Here is a 16106-nt window from a genome sequence, read left to right as displayed (position 1 = left end):
ATATGGTATCATACCTTTTGCATGAGACGTGTAAGGAGGATTACAATGATCTATCTTGATAACAGTGCTACTACTAAACCGTTTAATGACGTAATTAATTCTTTCGTAAAGATATCACAAGACTATTTCGGAAACCCTTCGTCCTTGCATAGGCTTGGTGGTGAGGCTGAAAAGTTATTAACTCAGGCCAGACAACAAGCTGCGAATTTATTAGAAGTTTCTCCTAGCGAAATCATCTTTACTGCTGGCGGGTCAGAAGGAAATAATCTTGCGATAAAAGGAACAGTACTTCAGCATAAAAATCGTGGAAATCACATTATCACCACAGAGATAGAACATCCTTCTGTTAGTGAAGCATTCCAACAAATGAAGAAACTAGGTTTCGAAGTTTCCTATGTACCTGTTAATCATAATGGTATAGTGGATGTTGAGGATATTAAGAGGGAGATAAGGGAAACGACCATTCTTGTATCAGTCATTCATGTAAATAATGAAGTAGGAACAATACAGCCAATTATAGATATAGGTGGATTACTGAAACAGTATCCAAAGATACTGCTTCATGTGGATCATGTACAAGGTATTGGAAAGGTACCATTGAAATTACATAACAGTGGAATCGATCTTTGTACGATATCTGCACATAAATTTAATGGATTAAAGGGAACAGGTATCCTATATGTAAAACAAGGAGTGAATCTCGCACCTCTTATCTCAGGTGGAGAACAAGAGATGCAATTCCGTTCTGGAACAGAAAATGTCGCGGGAATTGTGTCAATGACTAAGGCTTTGAGAATAACAATCGAGAACATGGAAGAAAACGTAAAGAAAATAAATAAAATAAAGACAGAATACATCAATGGGCTTAAGAGAAATAGTAATATCACGCTTAATACACCAGTAGAGCAAAGTGCACCACATATCATAAATTTTTCGATTAATGGGTTAAAGTCAGAGGTTTTTATACACCTGTTAGAGGAAGAGGGAATTATTGTATCGACCACTTCTGCTTGTTCTTCGAAGAAACAATCACCAAGCAAAACATTACTTGCTATGAAAAAGAGTAAAGAGATTGCAAATAGTGCAATCAGAATTAGCTTGTCTCAGTCCAATGAACTACAAGAAGTCTCTATTGTCTTAAACGCAATTGATAAGGCAATAAATCAATTAGGAAAGGTAATGAAATAAATGCAATACGACCATATCCTTATACGCTATGGTGAAATCTCGACAAAGGGACGTAACCGTAAACGATTCATAGAAAAACTAAAAACAAATATCCTGTTGAACTTAATTGATTTTAAAAACATTGAAATTGAAACAACAAGAGATCGGATTTACATCGTCTTAAACGGGGAAAATCATGATTTGATTTGCAATAAACTAAAAACAATTTTTGGTATTCACTCTTTTAGTGTTGCCGTTAAGACAGAAAGTGAAATTGAAGCAATAAAGGCTGCGGCTTTATTTGCGTTCAAAGAACTTGAATATGAAGGGAAAACCTTTAAAGTGTCTACGAGAAGAGCAGACAAACTATTTCCGTTGGAAACGAACGAAATTAATTATCAGGTAGGTAGTCATATTCTTACAAATATAAGCAATTTAATCGTAGATGTGCACAAGCCGATGATTAATGTTCGAGTGGAAGTAAGGAAAGAAGCTTCATATATCACTTGTAAGGATATACCGGGTGCTGGTGGGTTACCAGTTGGGACAAGTGGAAAATCTATGTTGATGCTCTCAGGTGGATTAGATAGCCCTGTAGCAGGCTATTTAGCAATGAAAAGAGGGTTAGAAATCGAAGCGGTTCATTTTTATAGTCCACCTTATACAAATGAACGATCGAAACAAAAAGTATTAGATTTAACTGAAGTCCTTACCCAATTTGGATCTGACATTAACCTTCATATTGTTCCATTTACAGAAATTCAAGAAGTGATCCAAAAGCAAGTTCCTGAAAACTATTCGCTTATATCGACTAGAAGAATGATGTTAAGAATTACGGATGAACTAAGGAACAGAAGAAAAGGACTAGCAATTACTACCGGTGAGAGTCTAGGGCAGGTTGCAAGTCAAACAATGGAAAGCATGTTTGCTATTAATGGAGTTACCAATACTCCAATGATTCGTCCATTGATTACAATGGATAAAACAGAGATTATCGATATGGCTAAAATTATCAATACACATGACATTTCTATTCGTCCCTATGAGGATTGTTGTACGATCTTTAGTCCAGCAGCACCAAAAACAAGGCCAAAACCTGAGAAGGTCGACTATTACGAAAGCTTTATTGATTTCAACGAGTTAATTATTAAAGCTGTTGAGAATACCGAAATGATTAGAATCGGAAGTGGAGTAAACAAAAAGGAACTAGAAGAGTTGTTTTAAGCAATGGGAATAATATGACACTCCTGTGAACAATTTCCAGTAAAAAAGTTGTATGATTACTACGGTTTTTACACAATCTATACTCACAAGGAGGTGATAGCACATGGCAAACAACAGCAGCTCAAACCAACTTTTAGTATCAGGTGCACAACAAGCAATCGACCAAATGAAGTATGAAATCGCTTCTGAATTTGGTGTAAACCTTGGAGCAGATACAACTTCACGCGCTAACGGTTCTGTAGGTGGAGAAATCACTAAACGTTTAGTATCTTTTGCTCAACAACAAATGAGTGGTTCTTTCCAACAACAATAATTAAATATAAGTGGCTACAGAGCGGGATTTTAATCCCGCTCTTTTATTTTTATAAGAATGATCTTTTTACTTTTTCCCAGTACGAGTTATCCTTTAATTTAACCGTTTTAATAACGCGATCACTTAAAGTAAAGTCCAATCGCTCAACATGTTGGATACTTACTGCCTCGTTATCCATACCGATAATTGGGAAATCATTACCATCCTGAACAACGGTTAAAGATAATTTCCTTTGATTACTTAATATAAAAGATGAACCTAATGTGCGATATAAATTGTTGTTTAGAGAAGCTAACTCAGTGACCTGTAAGCATGGTAAAAGAGGATCAACCACTGCCCCACTAACAGATTTGTTATAGGCTGTACTACCTGTTGGTGTAGCAACAATCATTCCATCTCCCCTAAACGTTTCGAAATGAAGGTCATCAATATAAACATCCATAACAAACGTTTTGATAATAGGAGATCGAATAGAACATTCATTTAAACAATAAAATGCTGCTTCATTATCGACACTGACTTCAAGAGTAGGATATCTTCTAACTTCTATTTGTTCGTTTGTCATCGCCTCAACTAAACCTTCAATATTGTTTATATCAAAGTCGCAATACATACTTAAACTACCTGTAGTTGAGATTCCCACATAAAGGCAGTCTTGTCTGAAGTGCGTCTTGCGAACAGCTTGTAAAAAGGTCCCATCGTCACCAATGCTAACAATAATATTTGCTTTGGTGGGGTCAGTTACATTAATAAAATTATGTTCTTTTGCTAAATCTTTTAATTCATCCACTTTTTGAACTATTTCGTCGCTTTTTTTGTAAAAGAAGTAAACATTTCTTCGATTAGGCATAATTAATTCCTCCATTAAGCGTTCTTAGTCAGCATTATTATAGCAGATTTTTATCCATAAATAGGAATATCTGTTACAATATAATCTTTAGTTTACATGATTTTGAAACTAAAAGTAAAATGAACCGTAAAGAACATTGGTAGTTTTAAAAAAAGGATAAAAAAGGAGTTGTACATTTAATGAATGGAAAACGATGGGCAGCCTTAGGAATTGCTGCAGGGCTTTTTATCATATCAATCATCATGAATTTTGCTTCGGCTATTGCTTTTAAAGAAGGTGAAAGTTGGACTGAAGGGTTTTTAGGTGGTGCTGATACAGAATTTATTGAAAAGCCTCTCATACAGGGTGGTGGATTAGATAAAATCTTAGTTTTAGAAGTAAATGGGGCCATACAAGATACTGGTGATGACGTATCTTCGTTATTTAGTCCAATTGGATATCAACATCAAGCATTTCTTAGAATGATTGACCAGGCAAAAGAGGATAACACAGTTAAAGGGATTATATTACGAGTTAATTCACCTGGTGGTGGAGTAGTCGAAAGTGCAGAGATTCATAATCGACTGGTTGAGTTAAGAGAGGAAACAGAGAAACCAATTTATGTATCAATGGGAACAATGGCTGCATCGGGAGGTTATTATATTTCAGCACCAGCTGATAAGATTTTTGCAGTGCCTGACACATTAACTGGTTCTTTGGGCGTAATTATGCAAGGTATTAATTATAGTGGGTTAGCAGAAAAATATGGAGTTACATTTGAAACGATAAAAAGCGGTGAGTATAAAGACATCATGTCTGCATCAAGAGACATGACGCCTGAGGAAAGGGAAATTCTTCAGAACATGGTCAATAACGCTTATGAAGGTTTCGTTGATGTAATTGCAGAAGGACGGAATTTATCGGAAGCAGAAGTAAGAAAGATTGCTGATGGTCGAATCTATGATGGTAGGCAAGCTAAAGAATTAAATTTAGTTGATGAGTTAGGCTATTTTGAGGATGCTGTGGAAGCAATGAAGAAAGATCATGAGTTAGGTGACATTAGTGTTGTTGAGTATGAAGCTAACTATGGTTTTGGTTCCCTATTTTCAATGAGTGCTAAGAAGATCTTTACAGATGATATTGAAATGGCTTCTCTTGTACAGTTACTTTCTCAACCTAATTCACCTAGAATGATGTATTTATATGCTAAGTAAGGAGGCGAGCGCTCATGGATATACAATATGATTCGACCGAACAAAAATCTCAAGATCTTGTCCCTTCTCACAATAATGTTTTATATGTTCAATATGCAGGATTTTGGATGAGGTTCTGGGCATATCTACTCGATTTAATTGTAATTGCCAGCCTTAATAGGATTATTATTTATCCAATTTTAAGGCTATTAGATATCCCTATTGGGGACCCAAATATGTTTGCGCCAGTGTCTATCTTAACTGCCATCACATACTTTCTGTACTTTGTGCTAATGACTAAATATTTTAAGCAGACCTTAGGTAAAATGATATTTGGTTTGAAGGTGATTTCTCTTTCAAATAAAGAACTTACATGGTCTACTGTCATATTTCGTGAGTTTATCGGAAGATTTATATCAAAGATAACATATATAGGCTATTTAATCGTTGCGTTTCTGCCTAAGAAACAGGGAATTCATGATTTGTTTTCTGAAACGACGGTTGTACATGAACATAAGGAATTAATAAAGCAGTCTTAAAGAAAAAGAACACCAGAAATGGTGTTCTTTTTCATGGGGATCTATCTTTTGTAGGGCCGATACCTTTTTTTGAAAATAATGTTTATAACATTTAGCGAAGGGTGATAATGGAAGATTGAAGGGAGTGAGTGTAGTGAAATGGGTCTTCATTATTTTTCTCGTTATTATTGCCATTTTATTTTTAATCATTATTAGTAAGTTAACAGTATTAATCCAAATCAATCACTCACCTAAGAGCCAAGATGTAAGAATTAAGCTCAGTACATGGTTGGGGCTAATAAGGTATACCATTCATATACCACTAATGAAGCTTGATGATGATTCAGCGAGTGTTGTTGTTAAGCATGAAGAAAAAAGTAATTTAAAAAAAGAAAATGCAAAAAATAAAAGTGAAAAGTTTTCTCCCGATGAAATTATCCGTGCCATAAAGGATTCGGAAAAGATTATTGAACATGTAGCGAATCTACACAGAATAATTAAGAAGTTTTTCAAAAAAGTGACAATATCAAAGTTAGAATGGCATTCAGTTTTTGGAATAGGAGATGCAGCACATACAGGTATTTTTGTTGGACTAGGATGGTCTGTGAAGGGGTGTCTTTTGGGGGTAATAAGCCAATATATGAGATTAAAAGGTCAACCTCATATTACAATTACTCCTCTATTCCAACAGCTTAACTCTGAGACTAAATTTGAATGTATGTTTCATTTTAGAGTAGGGAATGCTATGTTAGCAGGAATTAGACTGGTTAAATATTGGAAGGGTGGATTGCCGAAATTTAAAACAAAACCACTTTCCATGTTATCAGGTAGTAATTCAAAAAATCAGTAAAAAGCTAGGAGGAATTGTAATGGCTGATCATCCAATTAAAGGGTTAATGACTACAGCAATGGAAAACTTAAAGGAAATGATTGATGTTAATACAATCATTGGTGACCCTGTTGAAACACCAGATGGAAGTGTGATTCTTACAGTATCAAAGGTCGGATTTGGTTTTGCAGCAGGTGGTAGTGAATTTGGTGGGTCTCCTTCAAAAGATGGAGAATCTTCAAGCTTACCATTTGGTGGAGGAAGTGGTGGAGGAGTATCTATTACACCAATCGCTTTCCTTATCGTAAATGCTCAAGGTGTTAAAATGCTGCATCTTGATGAAAATACACACCTATACGAGAAACTATTAGAACTTGCACCACAAGCAGTTGATAAAGTGCAACAAATGTTTAAAAGTAAAAGTCAAGGTCAAGGTAATAACCAACAACAATCACAAAATCAAAATAATCAAGATTTTGATATTTAAGATTTACGAATTGGGCTTTTCCCTAAGAATCATGCACAGCAAAACGCTGGCACTTATGGAATAGCCTTTTTTCTTCGCAAGCCTTTATTGTAAAATTTTCTAAATAACCAATCCTAAACGTTGCAATCTTCGAGAGATATAGCTAGAATTTACATGTACATACAATAAAGGAGGAATTGGGATGGCAAATATAACATTTAAAGGTAATCCGGTTACATTACTTGGTCAAGAAGTAAAGGTTGGGGATACTGCTCCAGATTTCACTGTATTAGCAAATGATTTATCTCCAGTAACACTTGCAAGCTCTAAGGGGTCAGTACGTTTAGTAAGTGTTGTTCCTTCAATTGATACAGGAGTGTGTGATGCACAAACACGACGTTTTAATGAAGCTGCAGCAAGTCTTGAAAATGTTAAAATACTAACAGTAAGTGTTGACTTACCGTTTGCGCAAAAACGCTGGTGTGGATCTAATGGCATTGAGGCTGTTCAAACACTTTCTGACCATCGTGATCTTTCATTTGGTGAGGCATTTGGAGTTGCGATTAAAGAATTACGTTTACTTGCACGTGCAGTCTTTGTTATCGATAGCAGTGATAAAGTAACGTATGTAGAGTATGTGAGCGAAGCAACAGATCACCCTAATTACGAAGGTGCAATCGAAGCTGCTAAAGCTGCAAAATAAAAATCATTATACTACATAATCAAATACGTAGAAGCTTATGAACAGTATAGAGCCCTGGAAACTTAGGGCTCTTTTACATTTAAGAGCTTTTAACAATAAGGAGTCTAATAGGAGGACACAATGGAACAAAGATCACAAGTGGAAATATTGTTCACCATTATTGATGAAACTGCCACACTATTAAAAGAAGAACTATCTTGTACATACATAGAAGCCGTTGCAGAAACTGGAGAAAATATATTTCAACAATCCATTTTACAAGAAAACATAAGTGAACTAAATAAGAAGAGACTAGAAAAAGAGTACAGCTCAATCTTAAAAAGAAATTATTCCAATGAAGAAATTAGAAAGGCGTATCAACTCGCCATACTTAAGGGAATGCACGAAGGAGCTCAAGTAAATCATCAGATGACTCCTGATGCTGTGGCACTATTTATGGGTTATCTTGTTAGAAAGCTTAGTCATGATAAAGAAGAGGTTGCGATTTTTGATCCAGCAATCGGAACTGGTAATTTATTAACAGCAATCATGAATCAAAACACTGGGAAAACAATAAATGCATTTGGCTCTGATATCGATGATTTGTTAATAAAATTGTCATATGTAAATGCAAACTTGCAGAAGCATAACATTCAACTATATAACCAAGATAGTCTCGAACCATTATATGTAGACCCTGTTGACGTAATTGTTTGCGATTTACCATATGGATACTACCCAAACGATGTAAATGCTTCAAATTATAAAATGAAGGCAGATACTGGTCATTCTTATGCACACCATTTGTTCATTGAACAGAGCTATAAATATATAAAGCCCGGTGGTTATCTTGTACTTCTTATCCCGAATGCGCTATTCGAAAGTGCTGAAGCTAACAAGTTAAATACTTTTATTACAGAAAATATGCACATTCAAGGTTTAATTCAGTTACCATCAACCATGTTTAAGAAAAAAGAAGCTGCAAAAAGTGTCTTTATTTTACAGAAAAAGGCAGAAAATGTTCTTGCTCCTAAACAAGCATTATTAGCGAGCCTTCCATCCTTTTCAAATAGAGACTCGATGGCTAGAATGATCCAACAAATAGATCAATGGTTTGAGGATGAGAAGGAATCTGTAGAAAAAACGCATTAAATAAGTCTATTAGTTGTCAGAATTTAATAAATTTGTGGCGAAAACGGTACCAATTAGTTCTTACTCTTGAAATGTTAGGTTCCCGATGTTTAAATGGAAAAGGCAGATAAAAAGTGTCAAATTGCATAGAATAATGTAGAGAATGATACTGTTACATACAACTTGGGAACTCAAACTTAAAGGAGCGGGAGAAATGTCAAAAATTATTGCAATAAACGCAGGAAGTTCATCTTTAAAATTTCAGTTATTTGAAATGCCAAGTGAAGAAGTTGTTACTAAAGGCTTAGTCGAAAGAATTGGTCTTGATAATGCAATTTTTAATATTAGCGTAAATGGTGAGAAACAAACAGAAGTAACTGAAATTCCTGATCATTCAGTTGCTGTTAAGATTTTATTAGACAAGTTAACAAAAACAGGAATTATTAAATCATTAGATGAAATAGATGGAATAGGTCATCGTGTTGTACATGGTGGAGAGGAATTTAGTGACTCTGTTCTAATTACAGACGAAATCTTAATGAAATTAGACAAATTAGCAGAATTAGCGCCACTTCATAATCCGGCAAACATAACTGGAATCAAGGCTTTCAAAGCGGTTTTACCGAATGTACCAGCTGTAGCGGTCTTTGATACAGCATTTCATCAAACTATGCCAGAAAAGTCATTTCTTTATAGTCTACCTTATGAATATTATGAGAAATATGGAATTCGTAAATACGGTTTCCACGGAACATCTCATAAGTATGTGTCTGAACGTGCAGCAGAATTATTAGGACGACCACTAGAACAATTACGTTTAATTTCTTGTCACTTAGGAAATGGTGCAAGTATTGCAGCGATTGAAGGCGGTAAATCAATCGATACTTCAATGGGCTTTACTCCACTAGCTGGAGTGGCTATGGGAACACGTTCTGGTAATATTGACCCTTCTCTAATGCCTTACATTATGGAAAAAACGGGACAAACTGCAGATGAAGTACTAGATGTCTTAAATAAAAAGAGTGGAATCTTGGGGATATCAGGATTTTCAAGTGATTTACGTGACATCGAGGCGGAGGCTGGAAAAGGAAACGAGCGTGCTGAATTAGCACTTGAAGTCTTTGCTAGTCGTATCCATAAATATATTGGCTCATATGCTGCAAGAATGTATGGAGTTGATGCAATTATTTTTACCGCTGGAATCGGTGAAAATAGCGATACAATTCGTGCACGTGTACTTCGCGGGTTAGAATTCATGGGTATTTATTGGGATCCAGCGCTTAACCAAGTTCGTGGGGAAGAAGCGTTTATTAACTACCCACACTCACCAGTAAAGGTTATTATTATACCTACAAACGAAGAAGTCATGATTGCGCGTGACGCTGTACGTTTAGCACAATAATCAAACAAAAGTGTAGTAGAAAATTACTTTTCTCTACACTTTTTTTATGTGAAAAGATAAGCCTCTCTCTCAATCCCCCTTTGTCTCAAAGATCCTTTGCATAGTGTCTTACTAATAAAAGATAATTCAAATATGATATAATTGGATAATAATTATAGGATAGGGGGCTTAAACTCGTGACTTTGTCTGAGCGTGAGAGAAGTGTACTCGACCAAATCCATCATTGGTCTGATCAATTGTGTGAATATGAACAAACTGACTTTCAAATGACATATGATAAAGTAATGGAGCAAACATTTCAGTTAGTTCCAGAAGAAATAAGAAGTGAATTTTTTTCCAAAATTGACAACTGGTTATTTCATCTTCATGCAGTTATTCAAGGAACACAGTTGCAGATGGATGCAAGAGAAAGAATTATCACATCTGCTAGGGCATTTCAAGAAGTAGACCAATTAACCGATTTAAAAAAACTGTCCTTAGATCAACTTACATACTTAGCTGAACATCAGATTGCAAAGCATCGAGTCTATTCATTCGCTCAAGGTGGGCTAGTTGGTACAGGTGGTCTTTTGTTAGTGGGTACAGATATTCTAACAATGACTACAATTAACCTTAGAGCTGTTCAACTCATTGCTATGACCTACGGGTATGAAACAAGTACACCATACGAAATGATGTTATCACTAAAAGTTTTTCATTCAGCAACCTTACCTAAAAATGTAAAGCATCAAGGTTGGATAGAGCTTATTGAGGAATTAAACGATTTAACGCAAGAGAATCTTTATTTGTATGAAGGAAATGATCAATTGATAAATGAAACTTGGATGGGTCAGCCCTTAAAACAAATTCTAAAGGGATTCGTTATTTTCATGTTTAGAAAGAAGCTAATTCAGGGGTTGCCATTAATAGGCATGACTATTGGCGCAAGTATGAACTATCAATTTACCAGACAAATAACGGAGTTTACACATAAGTTTTATCAATATCGATACTTAAAGGAAAAGGCAGGATCAGATTTGTGAGTTCAGTTAAACATAAGCAAGACTCACCACGTATCGTTAAATGTAAAATCATTACTATAAGTGACACAAGGACGAAAGAAACAGATAAAAGTGGTCAATTAATGTCCTCTTTGTTAAAAGAAGTTGGTCATGAAGTGGTTGAATACAAGATTGTTAAGGATGATAAACGAGCTATTTATGATGAAGTTACTAAAGGCTGTGAAACAGAGGGAATTGATGCTGTTTTAACAAATGGTGGTACTGGTATTGCAAAGCGAGATGTGACAATCGAAACGGTATTATCTCTTCTAGATAAAGAAATCGTTGGTTTTGGGGAGATATTTAGGATGCTAAGCTATACAGAAGATATTGGGTCATCAGCAATCATGTCCCGGGCAGTGGCTGGTGTATCTAATGACACTGCTATATTTTCAACACCAGGATCAACAGGTGCAGTTAGATTAGCCATGGAAAAGTTAATCCTACCAGAATTAGGTCATGTTGTTGGTGAAATTAAAAAAGATCTAAAAAGTTAAAGAGGTTAGCCTGATACAGGCTAACCTCAGGCTGTTGACAAACGCTTGCCTTCTTCGTTGCGAACCCTCGCTCGGTGCTCATTACCCTCATGGTAACTCCGCTCCTCCCAAGGGTTCGCGCCTCGACTTCAAGCGTTTTCAATCAGCCTGGGTTTTACAAATTATACTTTGTCTACACTCTGAGGTTAGCCTGATACAGGCTAACCTCTATTTATCCTCTAAAAAAATTAAAAATGTCCCTTTTGCGAAACTTTTTGGTTTGTTCGATACCAAAGCCATAAATCATTGATAATGGAAGCGTGCTCGGAAATTTCTGAATTCAATTGACAAGATCGTGGAAAATCCAGTTCATTACCTAATTGAACTTGCTTTTCATTAATGATGTCCTCTAATTCAGCGATTCGATCAGGGATTCTCCCCCGTATCCCTTCCCAAAGCATCAGGATTTCTTGCTGCTCACTATCACTATATTCATCCCAAGGTTTAGAAAATACTGGGATTCTAATACCTAGTCGTTCATCAAATTTAAAATAGTCCTTCAATGTTTGGTCCCCCCAAGAATCTATCTATCATTCATTTTACACTATGAAAAAAAGAATGCCCACTTGTTTCACTCAATCAAGAATTAAAACATATAATCTTATGTAAAAATTTATTTTTATACTTTTTTTTGTATAAGTATTGAAAAAAAAGAAAAATGTTGCTAAAGTATATCTATTGATAATGAATAAATATTAAGTAAAACGAATTAATATACTAATTGGGGGATATGAAAATGAATAAAAAAGTAATTCTAGCCTATTCTGGTGGATTAGATACAAGTGTTGCAATTAAATGGTTACAAGAACAGGGATATGCAGTTGTAGCATGTTGTTTAGATGTTGGTGAAGGTAAAGATTTAGAATTTGTTAAATCAAAGGCTTTAACGGTCGGAGCGATTTCTTCTTATGTGATTGATGCAAAAGATGAATTTGCGAATGATTATGCATTATATGCATTAAAAGCACATGCATTATATGAAGGTAAATATCCATTAGTTTCTGCATTATCTCGCCCACTTATAGCTAAGAAGCTTGTTGAAGTTGCTGAAAAAGAAGGTGCAGTAGCTGTTGCTCACGGTTGTACTGGAAAAGGAAACGACCAAGTACGTTTTGAAGTTTCAATCAATGCGTTAAATCCAAATCTAGAAGTAATTGCTCCTGTACGTGAGTGGGGTTGGTCACGTGAAGAAGAAATTGACTACGCAAAAAAGCATGACATTCCAATTCCAGTCAACTTGGATAGTCCATTTTCAATTGACCAAAACTTATGGGGAAGAAGCAATGAGTGTGGAGTTCTAGAAGATCCATGGGTTGCTCCACCAGAAGAAGCTTATGATTTGACAACACCACTTGATAAAACACCTGATACACCTGAAATCATTGAAATTGGATTTGAAAAGGGTGTTCCAACGACTATAAATGGTAAGTCATATAAATTAGCAGACTTAATTCTTGAGCTTAACTATGTTGCTGGAAAACACGGTGTTGGTCGTATTGATCATGTTGAAAACCGCCTAGTTGGTATTAAGTCACGTGAAGTTTATGAATGCCCTGGTGCGATTACATTATTAAAAGCACATAAGGAATTAGAAGATATTACACTTGTAAAAGAAGTGGCACATTTTAAACCAATCATTGGTCAAAAATTAACTGAACTTATTTATAATGGTTTATGGTTCTCACCACTTAAAGACGCTTTAACTGCGTTTCTTGATGAAACTCAAAAAACAGTGACAGGTGTTGTACGTGTTAAATTGTTCAAAGGTCATGCAATTGTTGAGGGACGTAAATCAGATTACTCTTTATATAATGAAAAATTAGCCACATATACATCAGATGATGAGTTTGACCACAATGCTGCTGTTGGATTCATTTCACTTTGGGGACTTCCAACGAAAGTTAATAGCATTGTAAATAACAAGAAGGTGAATGTGTGAAAAAATTATGGGGTGGTCGATTTGTAAAAAGCGCTGAAGAATGGGTAGATGAATTCGGTGCTTCGATCTCTTTTGACCAAGAACTAGTTAAAGAAGATATTGAAGGTAGTCTTGCACATGTAACCATGCTTGGAAAATGCGATATACTTTCTGTAGAAGAAGTTGAAAAAATAAAGAATGGCTTATCGACTTTATTAGAAAAGGCAAAAAAGAATGAGCTACAGTTCTCTGTAGCTCAGGAAGATATCCATTTGAATTTAGAAAAAATGTTAATCGATGAAATTGGTCCTGTTGGTGGCAAGCTTCATACTGGTAGAAGTCGTAATGATCAAGTTGCGACAGATATGCATTTATACTTACGAAATCAAGTCGATGAAATAATCGGCTTAGTGAAGGAAGTACAAGGAGCAATTGTTAGCCAAGCTGAGCAACATGTGGAAACAATCGTCCCTGGTTATACTCATTTACAAAGAGCACAACCGATTTCTTTTGCACATCATTTACTAGCATACCATTCAATGTTTGAGCGAGATGCGGAGCGTTTGAGTGATTCGATGAAGCGTATAAATCTATCACCTTTAGGAGCTGGAGCGTTAGCAGGTACTACTTTTGCAATTGACCGTCATTATAGTGCTGAATTGCTAGGCTTTGATGGAATTTATGAAAATAGTATCGATGCTGTAAGTGATCGTGATTTTATCGTCGAATTTCTAAGTAACTGTTCACTTGTTATGATGCACTTATCACGTTTTTGTGAGGAGCTAATTCTTTGGTCAAGCCAAGAATTTCAATTTGTAGAAATTGATGATGCTTTTGCAACTGGTAGTAGTATTATGCCACAGAAAAAGAATCCAGATATGGCTGAACTTATCAGAGGTAAGACCGGAAGAGTATACGGTAACTTATTTGGCTTGTTAACGGTACTTAAGGGGACACCACTTGCTTATAATAAAGATATGCAGGAAGATAAGGAAGGTATGTTTGACACAGTTCAAACAATAAAAGGTTCCTTGAAAATCTTTGCAGGCATGATATCCACTTTGAAAGTTAAAACAGAAGTAATGGCTGAAGCAGTAAAAAAAGACTTTTCAAATGCAACCGAGCTTGCAGATTATCTTGCTTCAAAAGGACTGCCATTTAGGGATGCACATGAAGTAGTAGGAAAACTAGTGTTAACTTGTATCGAAAGAGGAATTTATTTACTTGACCTATCGATGGAAGATTACAAAGAAGCTTCTGACTTATTTTCAGAGGATATTTATGAAGTTTTACTTCCGACGAACGCAGTAGGTAGACGAAACAGTGCTGGTGGTACAGGTTTTGACCAGGTACGAAAAGCGTTAGCGAAAATTAAAGAAAATAATTAACAAATACAAAGGGAATGTCGTTAGAGTGCTCAAAGCACTTTAACGACATTCCCTCTTTTTATTGCTTATGAATGATGTTTGAGTGGATGGATGCTTATACCTAAATAACAGCATCCTGTGATGATAAACGCTAAGAATCCAGGTGATTGTTGTTCTGGAATGATTAGGTATAATAATACCCCAATAACTATACATATCATCGCTCTTTTGTTGTAAAGATATGAATGGTTCAATAACCCTCCAAGGTCCTCTGATGTGAGTTGGCGCTTTTTTATCAGGATAAAATCGATAACCAAAACTGCAGATAAGGGAATAATAAACGCGCCGAGTAGCGATATAAACTGCTTAGCTTCCTCGACGAAGGCAGGGAAGGCACTTAATAAGATAGCAGTTCCTCCAAAGCTTATGGCACTCCTAACTCTACCAAGCTTAGGGAAGATATTTAATAAACTATATCCACCTGTATAAGCATTACTTAGATTTATCGATAACATTGAAACAAGCGCACAAGTAAGTATAAGGATTACAACAGGGGTCGAATTTGTTAATTGGGTGGAGGTAATAAATGGGTTCCATTCATTACTGTAAGTAGCTGCAAACGCTCCTAAAATTGAAGTCATCATAAACCCAATAAGATTACCACTGTATAATCCCCAAAATGCATGGGTTGAGGATGAAGCATATCTTGTCATATCAGAAGACGAACTTACCCCTGATATATATTGAACAAAGGCAAGGCTAGCGAAAAAACACATTGTCCCAGTATTCCAAGAGCCTTGCTCATTAATCTGTGTGAGAGAATGTTTGTTTGATGATAAATATAAATATAAAATGGTTAGCTGACCTAATAAAAGGAATGGTAAGAACAGTTTTGTTGCTTTTTTTACAGCATTAAACCCAATTAAAGCTAATATAGACATAATTATAGCAAACATAATTGATACTGGAAGAAATGGTAATCTTATTTCAAAATGACTTTCGAGAATACCTATTAAAACATAGGTTCCACCAATTGTTTGTACTGCAAACCAATAAAGTGAGGTAATGGTTCTAACTGGTGATGCGAAGTATCTTGCAGGATAAAGGCCGAGCATTGAGCGAACCGCATATTGAGAAGGTATGCCATTATTTGCTCCAGGTAATGATAAGATTGACACAAACAAAAACGCTATCGCTGCCCCAATTACAGTACTAATAATAGCAGCAAAGAAAGATAAACCACCTTCTAATACTGCAAGTGCAGGTACTAGGAAATTCCCTGAATTGACAGAAAAAGCAGCTTGTATAATAAAATACTCTTTCCAAGATGTTTTTCTTAATTCAACAGGAACGGGCTCTAGGCCGAAGGTTTCTATTGCTGAATTTTTAATAGGTGTGGGAGATTCAAGATCTGAAGACATATGAGAGAATTCCTCTTTTCGATAGTAGTGTTTTATTAAGATTTTAAAATAATTTGGAAGGTCTTATACA

At 35.6% G+C, this 16106-nt stretch carries 17 protein-coding genes; 14 read left to right on the top strand and 3 right to left on the bottom strand.

All coding sequences use genetic code 11. The features are described 5' to 3' along the window. Nucleotides 1–45: 45 nt before the first annotated feature. The 3 genes from BLQ56_RS00795 (at nt 46) to BLQ56_RS00785 (ending at nt 2704) form a co-directional block, all read left to right on the top strand. Nucleotides 46–1188 carry a cysteine desulfurase family protein gene (locus tag BLQ56_RS00795; RefSeq protein WP_090849216.1) on the top strand — a complete coding sequence of 381 codons (1143 nt, stop codon included), beginning with the start codon at nt 46–48 and terminating at the stop codon, nt 1186–1188. Continuing rightward, nucleotides 1189–2391 carry a tRNA uracil 4-sulfurtransferase ThiI gene (gene thiI, locus BLQ56_RS00790; RefSeq protein WP_090849214.1) on the top strand — a complete coding sequence of 401 codons (1203 nt, stop codon included), beginning with the start codon at nt 1189–1191 and terminating at the stop codon, nt 2389–2391. It begins immediately after the preceding gene. A 103-nt stretch (nt 2392–2494) separates the two neighbouring features. Further along, a complete protein-coding gene (locus BLQ56_RS00785) occupies nt 2495–2704 on the top strand; it encodes an alpha/beta-type small acid-soluble spore protein (protein ID WP_078545082.1) in 210 nt (69 codons plus the stop codon). Nucleotides 2705–2753: 49 nt separating this feature from the next. Here the strand turns inward: BLQ56_RS00785 and BLQ56_RS00780 are convergent, their stop codons facing one another. Beyond that, a complete protein-coding gene (locus tag BLQ56_RS00780) occupies nt 2754–3554 on the bottom strand; it encodes an NAD kinase (protein WP_090849212.1) in 801 nt (266 codons plus the stop codon). 179 nt (nt 3555–3733) lie between these two features. Between BLQ56_RS00780 and sppA the strand changes: the two genes are divergently transcribed. The 9 genes from sppA (at nt 3734) to BLQ56_RS00735 (ending at nt 11291) form a co-directional block, all read left to right on the top strand. Beyond that, nucleotides 3734–4747, top strand: a complete 1014-nt coding sequence (sppA, locus tag BLQ56_RS00775; RefSeq protein WP_090849209.1) for a signal peptide peptidase SppA — start codon at nt 3734–3736, stop codon at nt 4745–4747. Between the two features lie 14 nt (nt 4748–4761). Then, on the top strand, nt 4762–5265 hold the full coding sequence (locus tag BLQ56_RS00770; RefSeq protein WP_090849207.1) for an RDD family protein: 504 nt from the start codon (nt 4762–4764) through the stop codon (nt 5263–5265). A gap of 133 nt (nt 5266–5398) precedes the next feature. Continuing rightward, nucleotides 5399–6094 (top strand): DUF2953 domain-containing protein, encoded by a 696-nt coding sequence (locus BLQ56_RS00765; RefSeq protein ID WP_090849205.1) that lies wholly within the window; start codon nt 5399–5401, stop codon nt 6092–6094. 19 nt (nt 6095–6113) lie between these two features. Continuing rightward, nucleotides 6114–6560: a GerW family sporulation protein gene (ytfJ, locus tag BLQ56_RS00760; protein WP_090849203.1), complete on the top strand. Its 447-nt coding sequence runs from the start codon at nt 6114–6116 to the stop codon at nt 6558–6560. A gap of 181 nt (nt 6561–6741) precedes the next feature. Then, nucleotides 6742–7242 carry a thiol peroxidase gene (tpx, locus tag BLQ56_RS00755; protein WP_090849201.1) on the top strand — a complete coding sequence of 167 codons (501 nt, stop codon included), beginning with the start codon at nt 6742–6744 and terminating at the stop codon, nt 7240–7242. 120 nt (nt 7243–7362) lie between these two features. Next, nucleotides 7363–8373, top strand: a complete 1011-nt coding sequence (locus tag BLQ56_RS00750) for a class I SAM-dependent methyltransferase (RefSeq protein WP_090849199.1) — start codon at nt 7363–7365, stop codon at nt 8371–8373. Between the two features lie 193 nt (nt 8374–8566). After that, nucleotides 8567–9754 (top strand): acetate kinase, encoded by a 1188-nt coding sequence (locus tag BLQ56_RS00745; RefSeq protein WP_090849197.1) that lies wholly within the window; start codon nt 8567–8569, stop codon nt 9752–9754. A gap of 176 nt (nt 9755–9930) precedes the next feature. After that, entirely contained in the window at nt 9931–10776 is an 846-nt protein-coding gene (locus BLQ56_RS00740; RefSeq protein WP_090849195.1) for an EcsC family protein, read from the top strand. Further along, nucleotides 10773–11291 (top strand): MogA/MoaB family molybdenum cofactor biosynthesis protein, encoded by a 519-nt coding sequence (locus BLQ56_RS00735; protein WP_090849193.1) that lies wholly within the window; start codon nt 10773–10775, stop codon nt 11289–11291. Before BLQ56_RS00740 ends, BLQ56_RS00735 begins: the two co-directional genes overlap by 4 nt. Before the next feature lie 227 nt (nt 11292–11518). Here BLQ56_RS00735 and BLQ56_RS00730 read toward each other — a convergent pair whose 3' ends face one another. Further along, on the bottom strand, nt 11519–11833 hold the full coding sequence (locus tag BLQ56_RS00730) for a hypothetical protein (protein WP_090849191.1): 315 nt from the start codon (nt 11831–11833) through the stop codon (nt 11519–11521). Nucleotides 11834–12060: 227 nt separating this feature from the next. Between BLQ56_RS00730 and BLQ56_RS00725 the strand changes: the two genes are divergently transcribed. Together BLQ56_RS00725 and argH are read left to right on the top strand one after the other, a co-directional pair. Continuing rightward, entirely contained in the window at nt 12061–13269 is a 1209-nt protein-coding gene (locus tag BLQ56_RS00725; protein WP_175490137.1) for an argininosuccinate synthase, read from the top strand. Then, nucleotides 13266–14636: an argininosuccinate lyase gene (gene argH / locus BLQ56_RS00720; RefSeq protein ID WP_090849187.1), complete on the top strand. Its 1371-nt coding sequence runs from the start codon at nt 13266–13268 to the stop codon at nt 14634–14636. Before BLQ56_RS00725 ends, argH begins: the two co-directional genes overlap by 4 nt. Before the next feature lie 65 nt (nt 14637–14701). Here the strand turns inward: argH and BLQ56_RS00715 are convergent, their stop codons facing one another. Continuing rightward, nucleotides 14702–16036, bottom strand: coding sequence for a purine-cytosine permease family protein (locus BLQ56_RS00715; protein ID WP_090849185.1), 1335 nt, complete (start codon nt 16034–16036; stop codon nt 14702–14704). Between the last annotated feature and the right edge of the window lie 70 nt (nt 16037–16106).

Origin of the sequence: Litchfieldia salsa (assembly GCF_900104555.1) — a bacterium.
Classification (GTDB): domain Bacteria; phylum Bacillota; class Bacilli; order Bacillales; family Bacillaceae_L; genus Litchfieldia; species Litchfieldia salsa.
This window is presented reverse-complemented; position numbering and strand designations above follow the sequence as displayed.